We start from the raw sequence: 12,743 nt of genomic DNA, 5'->3' as shown, positions 1-12,743 counted from the left end.
GTGCCGCGTGGAACGCGCGGCTCCGGCCGCCCCGGTGCGCCGTGGCGGCGTACCGGGGCGGCCGTGTTCTCAACTCTGGTCAGCGACCGCGGTCACCGTGCCCGCGCCCACCGTGCGGCCGCCCTCGCGGATCGCGAAGCCCAGGCCGGACTCCAGCGGCAGCGCGTGCCCGAGCTCGATGTCCATGGTGACGGTGTCACCGGGCCGGGCCACGCCCGTCACGCCGAGGTCGACATCGCCGACCACATCGGCCGTGCGGATGTAGAACTGCGGACGGTAGCCGGTGGACAGCGGTGTGCGCCGGCCGCCCTCCGCCGCCGACAGCACATACACCCGCGCGGTGAAGCGCCGCCGGGGCACCACGCTGCCGGGGGCGGCGACCACATGGCCGCGGCGCACCGCGTCCCGCGCGACGCCGCGCAGAAGCAGGGCCACGTTGTCCCCGGCCTCGGCGAACTCCATCGGCTTGCCGAACGTCTCGACGCCCGTGACCACCGTGGTGGTGTCGGCGCCGAGCACCTCCACGCGGTCGCCGACGCGGACCGTGCCGCGCTCGACGGCGCCGGTGATGACCGTGCCGCGCCCGGTGATGGTCAGGACGTTCTCCACCGGGAGCAGGAACGGGGCGTCGGTGTAGCGCACCGGCATCGGCACATAGGTGTCGACCGCGTCGAGCAGGGCCTCGATGGAGCCGGTCCAGCGCGGGTCCCCGGCCAGCGCGCGCAGCCCGGAGACCCGTACGACGGGGGTGGTCTCGCCGGGGTAGCCGTGCGCGGACAGCAGCTCGCGCACCTCCAGCTCGACCAGGTCGGTGAGTTCGGAGTCGCCCGCGTCGGCCTTGTTGAGGGCGACCACGATGTGGTCGACGCCGACCTGACGGGCGAGCAGCACATGCTCGGCGGTCTGCGGCATGACGCCGTCGAGCGCCGAGACGACCAGGATCGCGCCGTCGAGCTGGGCCGCACCCGTCACCATGTTCTTGATGAAGTCGGCGTGGCCGGGCATGTCGACGTGCGCGTAGTGGCGCGTGTCCGTCTCGTACTCGACGTGCGCGATGTTGATGGTGATGCCGCGCGCCGCCTCCTCCGGAGCGCGGTCGATGCGGTCGAAGGGGACGTAGGTGCCGCCGGCGCCGCGCTCGCTGAGGACCTTGGTGATGGCGGCGGTCAACGTGGTCTTGCCGTGGTCGACATGGCCGATGGTGCCGATGTTCAGATGCGGCTTGGTGCGCAGATAGGCCTGCTTGGACATGGATCCGTTCCTCCTCGGAACAGCGACGCTGAAAGGAGGACCCCAGGGCCGGACCGACCCTCCCCTGGCGGGGTCCCGTCGGAGGTGTCCGAGGAGGGTCAGAGTCGGGCGCCGTCGACGCAGGCGGACGCGCATGCGGCGATCGGAGGTGCGACCTGAAGGACGGCAGCCTTCGGCGCGTCCGCGACTGCGGACGTCGTCACGAGGAAGGACTGCCGGAACATACCGCTGATCGTCGCGTATCGCGGGGCGCCCGTCGAATGGTTTTCCCTCGCCTGGTTCTTCGTCGCCGGGCCCGGCGACGAACGGCGGCCGACCGTCTGGTGGACGGCCGCGGAGCCGCCCAAGGACCGCTTCGGATACGCTCCTTCGATGCTGGATGTCGCCGCGCCGCCCGCCACACCGGCCGAGCGCCGCGCCCGTGCGCTGCTCTCGCCGCGGCTGCGCCTGTGCCTGCTGGTGGCGTTGCTGGCGGGCGCCGCCGGCGCGGTCTGGGCGTGGCAGCCGCACCGGCTGCTGGCCGAGGGGTGGCCGCCGCAGCTGTCCGGCGGCACGGCCGCGGTGATCTTCGCGCTCGCGTACGGGGGGTGTGCCGCGGCCCTGGTGCCGCGGCCGCTGCTGAACCTGGCGGCGGGCGCGCTGTTCGGGGCCTCGGCCGGGCTGGCCGCCGCGGTGGCCGGGACGGTGCTCGGCGCCGGGATCTCCTTCGGTCTGGGCAGGCTGCTGGGCCAGGACGCGCTGCGGCCGCTGCTGCGCGCCCGCTGGCTGGTGGCGGCCGACCGGCAGCTGAGCCGGCACGGTTTCCGGTCCATGCTGGCGATCCGGCTGTTCCCGGGCGTACCGTTCGCCGCCGCGAACTACTGCGCCGCCGTGTCGCGGATGGGCTGGGTCCCGTTCCTGCTGGCGACCGCCCTCGGCAGTGTGCCGAACACCGCCGCGTACGCGGTGGCGGGCAGCCGTGCCACCACCCCGACCTCGCCGGTGTTCCTGGCCGCGCTGGCCTGTATCGCGGTGCCCGCGCTCGTGGGATGCGCCATGGCCTGGCGCAGGCGGGGCCGGCTGGGCGGCACACGCGAAACGGTTCAGGACACCGCCCGCGCCGAGCCGACACCGGCCGAACCGGGTCCGCCCATGGCCGGAAGGCAAGGGCCTTAGTAGGCCTCTTACCCGGGGACGGTACGCTGCCCCGACGACCGGCGCTGATCCACAGCGGCCGGTCCTCCCCGTCGGCCACCCCGCCTGACCCGCCGCTGCGCCGGTCAGTGCATGATCAGGCTTTGGATAGTAGACGCGATGTCGTGGTTCGAATCATTCATTCTCGGACTGGTCCAGGGGCTGACCGAGTTCCTGCCGATCTCCTCCAGCGCCCATCTGCGGCTCACCGCCGCCTTCGCGGGGTGGAGCGACCCCGGGCCCGCCTTCACGGCCATCACCCAGATCGGCACCGAGCTCGCCGTGCTGATCTACTTCCGCAAGGACATCACCAACATCGTCTCGGCGTGGTTCCGCTCACTCTTCAACAAGGAGTGGCGCGGCCATCATGACGCCCAGATGGGGTGGCTGGTGATCGTCGGCTCGATACCCATCGGCCTGCTCGGCGTGACCCTCAAGGACCAGATCGAGGGCCCGTTCCGTGATCTGCGGCTCACCGCCACCATGCTGGTGGTGATGGGCCTCATCCTGGGCTTCGCCGACTGGCGGGCGGCCCGCGACGAGAAGGGCGGCAAGCACCGCGCCCCCGTACAGCGCAAGACACTGCGCGAACTCGGCATCAAGGACGGTCTGATCTTCGGCTTCTGCCAGGCGATGGCGCTGGTGCCGGGCGTGTCCCGCTCCGGCGCGACGATCAGCGGCGGTCTGCTGATGGGCTACACCCGCGAGGCCGCGGCCCGTTACTCGTTCCTGCTCGCGGTGCCCGCGGTGCTGGCCTCCGGAGCGTACGAGCTGAAGGACGCCTCGGACGGCCACACGGCGTGGGGCCCGACGATCTTCGCGACGGTTGTCGCTTTTATTGTGGGATACGCCGTTATCGCATGGTTCATGAAGTTCATCACCACCAAGAGCTTCATGCCGTTTGTGATCTACCGGGTGCTGCTGGGCATTGTGGTGTTCGCGCTCGTCGCGCTCGGCGTGCTGAGCGCGCACGCGGCCGAGTCCGCGGGCTGAGCGTTTGGGGGGGTGGGCCGCCGGCCGAGGAGGGAGGGGTCCGGCGGCCCCTTCGCCCAGGTCTGGCGCACCTGAGCGGGCTGTACGAAGACTCAACCACCGTGCCGCGGGGCGCGGGAGGGTGTGCGGTAGATATATGCATGCACTCTGATCACACGGGGTGTGAACTCATCACACTCCGTGCGAGCCCTACCCCCCGCTCCGCGCCGCCCCGATCACCCGGACGAGCTCGGTCAGCGAGTCGACGCGCCAGTCCGCCAAGGCCGCGTCGGCCGAGTTCGCCCACAGACACCCCCACGGTCCGCGCCTCAGATGCGCCGCCCGCAGCCCGGCAGCCTTGGCGGGACGGACATCCAGCGCCGGGTAGTCGCCCACGTACACGGTCTCGTGGGGCGCGGCCCGGGCCAGCTCCACGACACGGTCGAAGAAGCGGGGATCGGGCTTGGCGACGCCCCACCGGGCCGAGGTCGCGACCTCGGCCACCGGCAGCTCCAGCGCGCGCAGCAGCTCACCCGCGCGCTCCGTCTGGTTCCCGGCCACGGCGACCCGGACCCCGAGCGCCCGCAGCGCGTCCAGCGCCGGCCGTACGTCCGGATACAGGTCCGCCTCCTCCAGGCGCTCCCCCCGCCCGGCCGCCTCGCGCGCCCGCCGCTCGGCCCGCACATCGGCCCCCGGCCGCGCGAGCCGGATCGCCTCCGTGTCGTCCCGCCCCTGCGCAACCACCGCCCCGACCAGCGCGGACAACGTATGCCGGGGAACCCCCAGCCAGTCGGCCCACGACGCCCAGTACCGGTCCTCACGTACCAGAGTCGAGCCGATGTCGAAGACGATCGCCGCCGGCGCGGACCCCGCCCTACGAACCACTCAGCCCGGCGCCGCCCGCGCCGCCGTCCCAGTCCGCGTACCGGATCCGGGGCCGCTCCAACACCTCGCCGAGCGTCGCCCACTCGTCCTTGCCCAGCCGGGCCAGCGGACGCAGCCTGGTCACCTCGGGGTGGCCGCCGTCCATGACGTGCTCATCGACGGCGGCGTGCACCACCCGGCCGAACACCACGGTGGAGTCCCCGAGCCGCACCGTGCTGTGCAGCTCGCACTCCAGCGCGACCGACGAGGCCGCCACCCGCGGCGGCTTCACCCGCAGACTCGGCTCCCGCGCGATGCCCACCGCCTCGAACTCCCCGACCTCGGGCGGAAAGTCCGTCGCCGTCTCGTTGATCTGCTCAAACAGCTGCTCGGGCGCGAAGTTCACCACGAACTCCCCGGTCTCCTCCACATTGCGCAGCGAGTCCTTGCGCCCCACGGAGGTGAACTGCACGATCGGCGGGGCCACACAGGCGACCGTGAAGAAGGAGTGCGGCGCCAGATTGCAGGTCCCGGCGGCCGAGACGGTGGACACCCAGGCGATCGGCCGGGGGACTACCACGGAGGTCAGCAGCTTGTAGAAGGGAGTGCGACCTACAGCCTCGGGATCGAATTCAATACGCATACCGCCCAGTATCCGCACATACGGCGGCCCATCCCAAGGGCGGCTCGCGGTCTCATCCGTCCCGTGGGAAAAGGGGCGCCTCTAGAGGGTCCACGTCCCGATGCGTTCCGTGTCGAGCCCTGTGCGGTCCATCTGCCACGTCACGCTCGTGATCTTCGCACTCTTCGGCACCTCGAAGATCACCCAGCCGGTGGCCCGTTCCCCCTGCGAGAGAGTCATCGTGATGCTCAGGGACTCGCCGACGGTGGGATCCCCGGGTTTGCCGTTGTGTGCCGTTCCGGCCGTGTCGACGACCGTCGGAGGGGTGTACGGGGCGTCGCTGTAGGTGGCCTTGCCGGTGCTCACGATCGTGAACTCCGCTGCGACCAGGCGGTTTCCGTCGGCGGCCTCGAAGTAGGCGCCCTGGGACTTCGCGTTGTCCACGAACTTGTTCAGCGTGATGTCGGCCGTGGGCGCGGTCGTTTCACCCAGGCCCACGATTCCTACGAGCGAGAGGGTGTCGCCGAGCTTGCCGGCCGTCGAGCTCGCCTGGCTTGGCGCGGCCTCCGGCGAGTTCTCACCGCCGGGTTCGGCGGCGCTGGAGTGGGTGCCCTTCTTCGTCGTCCCGGCCTTGTCGCCGTCCCCGTCCGACCCATTACAAGCGGTGAGAGCGGCGGTGAGTGCGACGACCGCCGCGGTGGCAGCGATGGAACGGTGCATGGAATCCCCCGTACATTCCGTGAAATCAGATCGGTGGCGACATCCCCACATCCTTGTACACCACGGTGTGCCTGGGATGTTCGTTCTGTAACTGAACGGTGCCAAACCGGGGTGGGGCGCGAGAGCCGTGCGGCCCCGCGCCCCGGATCGGTCACTTATTGGTCTTGGGCAGGCCCGGCGGGTTGATCTCCGACTTCTCGACGGCCTCGCTCGACAGGCCCCAGCGCTTCAGCACCTTCGCGTAGGTGCCGTTGTCGATGATCTCGTTGATCGCCGAGTTCAACGCCTTGACCAGTCCGTTGTCCTTCTTGGTGGTGGCCGCGATCAGGCCCTGGAGGGTGTCCCCGGCGCCGGAGTAGGTGCCGACGATCTCGGTCTGCCGGGCGGAGGCCACATGGTAGGCGGCGGTCGGGTTGGGGCCCAGGAAGAGCTCGATCCGGCCGGAGGCGAGCGCGAGGTAGGTGTCGCTCTGGTTCTGGTAATACTTGATCTTCACCGGCTCACGGCCGGCCTTCACGTTCTCCTCGCTCCACTCGACCAGCAGCTTCTCCTGGTTGGTGCCGGTGTCCACCGCTACGGTTCTACCCGCCACGTCCTTGGGCCCGGTGACCTTCAGGCCGCTGCCCTTCTTCGTCTCGAAGGCCAGGTCGTCCTTGCGGTAGCTGGCGAAGTCGTACTTCTCCTTGCGCTCCTCGGTGTCGGTGATGTTGCTGAAGCCGACGTCGTACTTGCCGCTGTCCAGGCCGACGAAGATGTTCTCCCACGAGACGGTGTTGATGTGCGGCTCGAGGCCCAGCACATCGGCCACCAGGTAGGCGAGGTCGGGCTCCACTCCGATGATCGTCTTGTTGTCGGTGGCGTAGAAGGTCAGCGGTGCGGCGGAGTCGGAGGAGTCGACGATCTCCAGGGTGCCTCTCTTGCGTATCTCCGCGGGCACCTGTGCGGCGATGGAGTCCACCTTGGGGGTGGTGATGCGTTTCTGGTCCGCACTCAGGTTGATCTTCGTACGGCTGCCGTCCTTGGCCGCGACCTCGGTCGTGCCGCCGTCCGAGGGGTTGCCGCAGGCGGCGAGGAGGAGCGCCGCGGCGAGTGAGAGGGCAGCGGTGGCGAAGCGGCGGGTGGGCATGGTGGATCTCCTTGCTCTACGAACACGGGGATGCGGGCGAAGGCCAGGGCCGGGGCCGGGGCCGGTCACAGGACCTTGGAGAGGAAGGCGCGGGTGCGCTCGTGGCGCGGGGCGTCGAGTACGGCCGCGGGCGGACCCTGCTCCACGACGACGCCGCCGTCCATGAACACCACCGTGTCGGCGACCTCGCGGGCGAAGCCGATCTCATGGGTCACGACGATCATGGTGGTGCCGGTCCGTGCCAGGTCCTTGATCACATCCAGGACCTCGCCGACCAGTTCCGGGTCGAGCGCCGAGGTGGGCTCGTCGAACAGCAGCACCTTGGGTTCCAGGGCCAGCGCGCGGGCGATGGCCACCCGCTGCTGCTGACCACCGGACAACTGCCGGGGATACGCGGCTGCCTTGTCGGCGAGCCCGACCCGCTCCAGCAGCCGCGCGGCACTCGCCACGGCCTCCTTGCGCGGGCGGCGGAGCGCGGCGATGGGCGCCTCGATCAGGTTCTCCTCCACGGTGAGGTGCGGGAAGAGATTGAAGTCCTGGAAGACGAACCCGATATGGGTGCGCTGCCGCAGAACGTCCCGCTCCTTCAGCTCGTACAGCCGGTTTCCCGATCTGCGGTAGCCGATCAGCTCGCCGTCGATGCTGATCCAGCCGCGGTTGACCTTCTCCAGGTGGTTGATGGTGCGCAGCAGCGTGGACTTCCCGGATCCGGACGGGCCGAGGACTACGGTGACCTCACCGGTGCGCACCTGGAGGTCCACGCCGCGCAACACCTCCAGCGGCCCGAAGCTCTTGTGGACCCCGCGCACCTCCACCATCACCTCACCCATGACCGCCTCCCAGGGGTGCGCTCGGCACCCCGGGCGAAGTGGCGCTCGACGTAGTACTGGGCGACCGAGAGCACGGAGGTCAGGAACACGTACCAGGCGGTGGCGACCATCAGCAGCGGAATCACCATGCCGTTGCGCCCGTAGATGACCTTGACCTGGTAGAAGAGCTCGCCGATGGCCATCACGTAGACCACCGAGGTGCCCTTGAGGAGACTGATGATCTCGCTGCCCGCGGTGGGCAGGATGGCCCGCATGGCCTGCGGCAGGACGATCCGCCGGATCTGCCGCAGCCTGGGGATGCCGAGCGCCGCCGCGGCCTCCAGCTGGCCCCGGTCGACCGAGAGGACACCGCCGCGGACGATCTCCGCGCAGTACGCCGCCTGGTGGAGCGTCAGGCCGATGAGGGCCGCGCCGATGGTGCCGATCAGGTCGTTGCTGCTGACGGACCAGAACACCGGGCCGAAGGGGATGCCGATGCCCAACTCCCGGTACAGAGCACCCAGGTTGAACCAGAAGACCAGCTGGACGATCATCGGGATGGAGCGGAAGATCCAGACGTAGGTCCAGGCCACGGTCCGCAGCACGGGGCTGGCCGACAGCCGCATGAACGCCAGCACCGTGCCGAGGGCGAAGCCGAGCAGCATCGAGTAGGCGGTCAGCTGGAGCGTCACCCCGACGGCGGTGACGATGGTCTCGGACAGCACGTATTCGCTGAAGACCCGCCACTGCCAGACGGGGTTGGTGACCAGCCCGTGGAGGAACTGGGCCGTGAGGACCAGGACGGCGAGGGCCGCGGCCCAGCGGGCGTAGTGGCGGGTGGGCACGACCTTGAGCGAGGCCAGGTCGTCATGGCCGGTGCGGGCCTGGTCGGTGAGGTGCTTTTCGAACGGGAGCGGGCCGATGGTCTCCGGGTCGGCCTCGGTGTCGAACAGCGGGGTGTAGCCGGTGGCCAGATACAGCCCGCGGGCCTCGGGCTGACGCGGCCCGGTGGTCAGAAAGATCCGCCGGTAGCCCCGGGCGCCCGCCTCGCGCTCCAACTCGGCCACGACCCGGCGGGCGAGGCCGCGCCGTCGATGCCCGGAGTGCGTCCAGATCCGCTTCAGCTCGGCCGTGTTCTCGTCGTACCGGCGGAAGGCTCCGCCCGCGACGGGTTCGCCGTGCTCCAGCAACAGCAGCAGCACCCCACCGCGCTCCGTGGTGAACTCCTCGTCGGGGTAGCGGGCGAGTTCGGTGTGGGCGTCCTTGCCGTAGCGGGCCGAGTACTCCTCGCCCAGCTCGCGCAGCAACGGCCGCACACGCGGGTCGGACACCGGGGCCTGGACGACCGTCAGCTCGGGCGGTTTCAGCCGGGAGGGCGGCGGTTGCGCGACGGAGGTCATCCGTGCTCCCGGGCCGGACTGGGACTTTCCACGGGCATGGGAGTGGCCTTTCGGGGAGGTGGGCGCGGAGCGGGCGCGGGGAGAACACATGGGTGACCCGGGCGCAGCGGCGCCAACGTGGCCGCGGCGCGCGCGTACGGGGTCAAGGCGCCGTCCGGCCGCGAGTCAGTGCTCGTCCACGGGAACAGCGCGCGATGCGAAGGCTCGGACCGCGACGGTCACGAGCGGAGGTGGACCGCTTCGGCGGTCCGTTGCCGAGTCAGGCGCAACAGGTGGCGGACCACACCCGACCGAAGTCGATGTGGTCGCGGGTGACCAAACGCTGCTGGGCAGTCATGGCCATCATTCAGCAGGAGATCGCGCGCCACGTCAACCGCCGGTCGCATACTGGACCGTCGGCGGAGGCGTCGGCGAAGGCGTCGGCGGGTGCCGGTGCCATGAGCCGCCGTCAACTGGCTCCTTGACGGCCCCGCGGAGCGCCACGACACTGTTGGCGACGGCTTCGCGACGCGCGAGCCTCGATGATGGGACCGGTGGAAATGCCCTGGACTGTCGGCATGAGCGGGGAAGCTCGGCGGCTTCTCCAGTCGACGCTCCCGCTCCGCCCTCGCTCCCTCACCCGGCGGCTGCACATCGACCTGCTGCGCGTCTGCGCCGCCTGAGTCCGACCGCCTGACCGGGACCGGTCGACGACGACCGGTCATCCAGCCCCGGCCGGATCGCGGCCTGATCGCGGCCCCATGGTCGCCCCGGACACCGGGCCTTCCCTCCCTCCCGCTCCTTCCCGCCCAGCCATTTCGCACGTGGAGAGCCATGCCCGAGACGATTCCGCGCAGTTCAGGACCGGCGGCGCTGCTCGACCCCCGCCCCGGCCACAGCTTCCGCAGCCGCATCGGCGTCGATGTCGCCGGCGGCTTCTACCCGGCGCCGCACCGCTATCAGGTGTTCCTCTCCCAGGGCTGTCCGCGCTCACTGCGCGTCTCGATCACCCTGGACCTGCTCCGGCTCCGCGACTCGCTCACCACCGTCTGCCTCCCGTCCCCGACCGCCGCCCAGGGCCTGCGCGAGGCCTACGAGGCCACCTGGCACCGCTACGACGGCCCGCTGACCGTGCCCGCGCTGTGCGACCGCTGGAGCGGGCGTGTCGTCAGCAACCACACGCCCGACATCCTCCGCGACATCGCGGACCACTTGAGTACGCCGGGCCACGGCCATCTCCCCCGGCTGCGCCCGCCGGCCCTCGCCGCGGCGATCGAGGCCCTCGGGGAGCTCATCGAGACACGGATCACGCGGGCCGACCGCCCCGCGACGTCGCTCGCGGCGCTCGATCTGCTCGACCGTCGGCTGGGGCCCGGACCGTATGTCCTGGGCGAGGAGTTGACCGCGGCGGATGTGGATCTGTGGGTGGCGCTGGTCCACTCCGACGCCGCGCCGCTCGTCCCCCGGTACGACCGGCTGCACGCCTACGTACGCCGCCTGGCCGGCCACCCGGCCTTCCCGAAGGGAGTCAGCGGCTGCGGGTACGCGGGGAGCGGTACTGCTCGTCGGTGACGTGCTCGAGCCAGGTGGTCTCGGGCCGGTCGTCGTCGGGTGCGCCGCCTTCCCACAGAGCGAGGTGCTGCATGAAGCGGTCCTCGGTGGCGCCGTGCCAGTGCTCTTCGCCGGGCGGGCAGGTGACGGTCTCGCCGGGGTGGGCCTCGTAGACGGTGCCGTCGCGGGTGCCGATCAGGGCGATCCCGGCCACGACGTGGAGGGTCTGGCCGACGACGTGATGGTGCCAGGCGGTGCGGGCGCCGGGGGCGAAGCGCACCATATTGGCGCGCAGTCGGGAAGGCTCGGTGCCGGCCTGGATGACGTCGAACCAGACGTCGCCGTTGAACCAGTTGGCGGGGCCCTTGCCGGTGGGTCGCGGCTTGACGAACTCCATGGGTGCTCCTTGCTGTGATGCGGGTCGTACGGGTCGTGCGGGGCGCGAGGTCTGGTCAGCGGTCGGCCGGGGCCGCGGCGTCGACGGCGGCCAGGGCGTTGAGGGTCCGGGGGTAGCCGATGAACGGCAGCAGGCCGGTCAGGACGGCGATCAGGGTGGAACGGGGGTTGCCGACGTGGAGGTTGGCCGCGACATGTCCCTTCACCTGTGCGTCCGCTCCCCCGAGCGCGGCGAGCATCGAGAAGGTGAGCAGCTCACGCGTGGGCACGTCGATGCCGGTGCGGGTGTAGTGGTCGCCGAAGCAGTTCCCGCTCAGGAACCGCTGGATGTGCTGCTCGTCGGCCGGGGCGTTCGCGGACATGGCGTCCACGGCCCGGTCGCCGACGATTCTCTTCTGCGCCGCCAGGCCCTGCTCCATCCGGGTATCCGGGCTGGTGGTGGACTGGCCCTCGAGAGGCAGCTCGATGCCGCGGTCGGTCAGGACGTCGTTGGTGGCGTGCAGGAAGTCGAAGACGCGCGCCATCCCGGCGTACGGGACCGCCTGGTACACGATCTCCTTGGTCTCCACCGGCGTGACGTCGGCGGTGAGCGCGGCGCCGAGCATCACCCGGTACTCGGCCACCGCGCCGACGGCGATCATCGCCGCGAGTTGCGTCATCAGCCGGGTGCGCTCGTCGACGTCGCCGGTGTGGCGCAGGACCTCGTCGAAGGCGAAGTTGTCGAAGTACTCGATCAGCTCCGGATCCGTAACGGCGAGCGTGGAGATGTGGCCGGGGAAGAGCCGCTCGTGCGCGGCTGTAGCGGCGGCGTTGGGCTTGCGGGCGGTCACGGGCGCACCAGCACCTTCAGCCGGCTGCGCTCGTCCATGGCCCGGTAGGCGTCGGCGACCTCGTCCAGGGCGACCTCGGCGTCGAAGACCCTGCCCGGGTCGATGCGACCGGCGAGCACATCCGCGATGGCGGGTTCGAGGTAGGCGCGCACCGGAGCAGGTCCGCCGGCCAGCTGGGCGTTCTTCCCGAACAGCGACCCGAAGCCGACCGGGGCCTCCTCGTACTGCGGGACGCCGACGCGGGAGATGATCCCGCCGGGGCGGACGACGCCGTAGGCCTGTTCGTAGGCGGGCATCAGGCCGACGGCCTCCAGCACGACGTGGGAGCCCTCGCCGCCGGTCATGTCCATCACCTCGGCGATACCCTCCTCGCCACGCTCGGCGACGACGTCGGTGGCGCCCCACTCCCGGCCGAGGTCGGTGCGGGAGGTGTGGCGGCCCATGAGGATGATCTTCTCGGCGCCCATGCGCCGGGAGGCCAGCACCGCGGACAGGCCAACGGCGCCGTCGCCGATCACGGTTACGGTCTTGCCGGGTTCGACCCGGCCCATGTGGGCGGCGTGGTAGCCGGTGAGGTAGACGTCGCTCAGGGCGAGCAGCGACGGCAGCAGCGCCGTGTCGACGTCGGTGGGGATCTTCACCAGGGTGCCCTCGGCCTGGGGTACGCGCACGGCCTCGGCCTGCGCGCCCCCGACACCGCCGGCGCCGTACCAGCCGCCGTGCGGGCAGGCGGTCTGGAAGCCGTCCCGGCAGATCGGACAGGTGTTGTCGGCGAACGCGAACGGGGAGACCACGAAGTCACCACGCTTGAGACCGTGCACCTCGGAGCCGGTCTCCTCGACGACGCCGAGGAATTCGTGCCCCATCGGCACGCCCTCGTCGGTCTTGTCCATGGAGTGGTAGGGGTGCAGGTCGGAGCCGCAGACACAGGCCAGGGTGATGCGGACGACCGCGTCCGTCGGCTCGACGATCCGGGGGTCGGGCACGTTCTCGACCCGCACGTCTCGGGGCCCGTACATGAAGGTGGCACGCATGGAAGATCTTGCCTTT

At 70.7% G+C, this 12,743-nt stretch carries 13 protein-coding genes; 3 read left to right on the top strand and 10 right to left on the bottom strand.

The window, feature by feature from the left end; all coding sequences use genetic code 11:
* Window positions 1–69: 69 nt before the first annotated feature.
* Window positions 70–1,251 carry an elongation factor Tu gene (gene tuf / locus ACH4S9_RS19015; protein WP_398373148.1) on the bottom strand — a complete coding sequence of 394 codons (1,182 nt, stop codon included), beginning with the start codon at window positions 1,249–1,251 and terminating at the stop codon, window positions 70–72.
* Window positions 1,252–1,623: 372 nt separating this feature from the next.
* On the opposite strand from tuf, the gene ACH4S9_RS19010 reads away from it, so the two are divergent.
* Window positions 1,624–2,406, top strand: a complete 783-nt coding sequence (locus tag ACH4S9_RS19010) for a TVP38/TMEM64 family protein (RefSeq protein ID WP_398373146.1) — start codon at window positions 1,624–1,626, stop codon at window positions 2,404–2,406.
* A gap of 138 nt (window positions 2,407–2,544) precedes the next feature.
* Window positions 2,545–3,417 carry an undecaprenyl-diphosphate phosphatase gene (locus ACH4S9_RS19005; protein WP_311729527.1) on the top strand — a complete coding sequence of 291 codons (873 nt, stop codon included), beginning with the start codon at window positions 2,545–2,547 and terminating at the stop codon, window positions 3,415–3,417.
* A 189-nt stretch (window positions 3,418–3,606) separates the two neighbouring features.
* Here the strand turns inward: ACH4S9_RS19005 and ACH4S9_RS19000 are convergent, their stop codons facing one another.
* The 6 genes from ACH4S9_RS19000 to ACH4S9_RS18975 all read right to left on the bottom strand — a co-directional run bounded on the left by ACH4S9_RS19000 (window position 3,607) and on the right by ACH4S9_RS18975 (window position 8,937).
* Complete coding sequence (locus ACH4S9_RS19000; RefSeq protein WP_398373144.1) at window positions 3,607–4,281, bottom strand: HAD family hydrolase; 675 nt, start codon at window positions 4,279–4,281, stop codon at window positions 3,607–3,609.
* Window positions 4,271–4,903, bottom strand: a complete 633-nt coding sequence (locus ACH4S9_RS18995) for a flavin reductase family protein (RefSeq protein ID WP_311729529.1) — start codon at window positions 4,901–4,903, stop codon at window positions 4,271–4,273. Before ACH4S9_RS18995 ends, ACH4S9_RS19000 begins: the two co-directional genes overlap by 11 nt.
* An 81-nt stretch (window positions 4,904–4,984) precedes the next feature.
* Complete coding sequence (locus ACH4S9_RS18990) at window positions 4,985–5,602, bottom strand: DUF4352 domain-containing protein (protein WP_398373141.1); 618 nt, start codon at window positions 5,600–5,602, stop codon at window positions 4,985–4,987.
* A gap of 151 nt (window positions 5,603–5,753) precedes the next feature.
* A complete protein-coding gene (locus ACH4S9_RS18985) occupies window positions 5,754–6,728 on the bottom strand; it encodes an ABC transporter substrate-binding protein (RefSeq protein ID WP_398373139.1) in 975 nt (324 codons plus the stop codon).
* Between the two features lie 65 nt (window positions 6,729–6,793).
* Complete coding sequence (locus ACH4S9_RS18980; protein ID WP_358847995.1) at window positions 6,794–7,558, bottom strand: amino acid ABC transporter ATP-binding protein; 765 nt, start codon at window positions 7,556–7,558, stop codon at window positions 6,794–6,796.
* Window positions 7,546–8,937, bottom strand: a complete 1,392-nt coding sequence (locus ACH4S9_RS18975) for a GNAT family N-acetyltransferase (protein WP_398373136.1) — start codon at window positions 8,935–8,937, stop codon at window positions 7,546–7,548. Before ACH4S9_RS18975 ends, ACH4S9_RS18980 begins: the two co-directional genes overlap by 13 nt.
* Window positions 8,938–9,750: 813 nt before the next feature.
* Here ACH4S9_RS18975 and ACH4S9_RS18970 point away from each other — a divergent pair.
* The gene (locus tag ACH4S9_RS18970) at window positions 9,751–10,488 is read left to right on the top strand and encodes a glutathione S-transferase C-terminal domain-containing protein (protein ID WP_398373134.1); all 738 of its coding nucleotides are present in this window, start codon (window positions 9,751–9,753) and stop codon (window positions 10,486–10,488) included.
* Here the strand turns inward: ACH4S9_RS18970 and ACH4S9_RS18965 are convergent.
* Genes ACH4S9_RS18965 through ACH4S9_RS18955 form a run of 3 tightly spaced genes read right to left on the bottom strand, consistent with a single transcriptional unit; the run spans window position 10,445 to window position 12,727 of the window.
* On the bottom strand, window positions 10,445–10,864 hold the full coding sequence (locus ACH4S9_RS18965; protein ID WP_311729534.1) for a cupin domain-containing protein: 420 nt from the start codon (window positions 10,862–10,864) through the stop codon (window positions 10,445–10,447). The two genes, ACH4S9_RS18970 and ACH4S9_RS18965, sit on opposite strands and share 44 nt — an antisense overlap.
* Window positions 10,865–10,919: 55 nt before the next feature.
* Window positions 10,920–11,693, bottom strand: a complete 774-nt coding sequence (locus tag ACH4S9_RS18960; RefSeq protein WP_398373132.1) for a carboxymuconolactone decarboxylase family protein — start codon at window positions 11,691–11,693, stop codon at window positions 10,920–10,922.
* Window positions 11,690–12,727, bottom strand: coding sequence for an alcohol dehydrogenase catalytic domain-containing protein (locus ACH4S9_RS18955; protein WP_385346262.1), 1,038 nt, complete (start codon window positions 12,725–12,727; stop codon window positions 11,690–11,692). Before ACH4S9_RS18955 ends, ACH4S9_RS18960 begins: the two co-directional genes overlap by 4 nt.
* Between the last annotated feature and the right edge of the window lie 16 nt (window positions 12,728–12,743).

The sequence above is a fragment of the Streptomyces sp. NPDC021225 genome, assembly GCF_044332865.1.
Classification (GTDB): domain Bacteria; phylum Actinomycetota; class Actinomycetes; order Streptomycetales; family Streptomycetaceae; genus Streptomyces.
Note: the sequence above shows the minus strand (reverse complement) of the source record. Positions and strands in the feature narration are given on the sequence as shown.

What these genes read in the sequence shown, in the direction of transcription:
- tuf (WP_398373148.1), bottom strand. Translation starts at nt 1,251, where the DNA reads ATGTCCAAGCAGGCCTATCTGCGCACCAAGCCGCATCTGAACATCGGC.
- ACH4S9_RS19010 (WP_398373146.1), top strand. Translation starts at nt 1,624, where the DNA reads ATGCTGGATGTCGCCGCGCCGCCCGCCACACCGGCCGAGCGCCGCGCC.
- ACH4S9_RS19005 (WP_311729527.1), top strand. Translation starts at nt 2,545, where the DNA reads ATGTCGTGGTTCGAATCATTCATTCTCGGACTGGTCCAGGGGCTGACC.
- ACH4S9_RS18995 (WP_311729529.1), bottom strand. Translation starts at nt 4,903, where the DNA reads ATGCGTATTGAATTCGATCCCGAGGCTGTAGGTCGCACTCCCTTCTAC.
- ACH4S9_RS18990 (WP_398373141.1), bottom strand. Translation starts at nt 5,602, where the DNA reads ATGCACCGTTCCATCGCTGCCACCGCGGCGGTCGTCGCACTCACCGCC.
- ACH4S9_RS18985 (WP_398373139.1), bottom strand. Translation starts at nt 6,728, where the DNA reads ATGCCCACCCGCCGCTTCGCCACCGCTGCCCTCTCACTCGCCGCGGCG.
- ACH4S9_RS18980 (WP_358847995.1), bottom strand. Translation starts at nt 7,558, where the DNA reads ATGGGTGAGGTGATGGTGGAGGTGCGCGGGGTCCACAAGAGCTTCGGG.
- ACH4S9_RS18975 (WP_398373136.1), bottom strand. Translation starts at nt 8,937, where the DNA reads ATGACCTCCGTCGCGCAACCGCCGCCCTCCCGGCTGAAACCGCCCGAG.
- ACH4S9_RS18970 (WP_398373134.1), top strand. Translation starts at nt 9,751, where the DNA reads ATGCCCGAGACGATTCCGCGCAGTTCAGGACCGGCGGCGCTGCTCGAC.
- ACH4S9_RS18965 (WP_311729534.1), bottom strand. Translation starts at nt 10,864, where the DNA reads ATGGAGTTCGTCAAGCCGCGACCCACCGGCAAGGGCCCCGCCAACTGG.
- ACH4S9_RS18955 (WP_385346262.1), bottom strand. Translation starts at nt 12,727, where the DNA reads ATGCGTGCCACCTTCATGTACGGGCCCCGAGACGTGCGGGTCGAGAAC.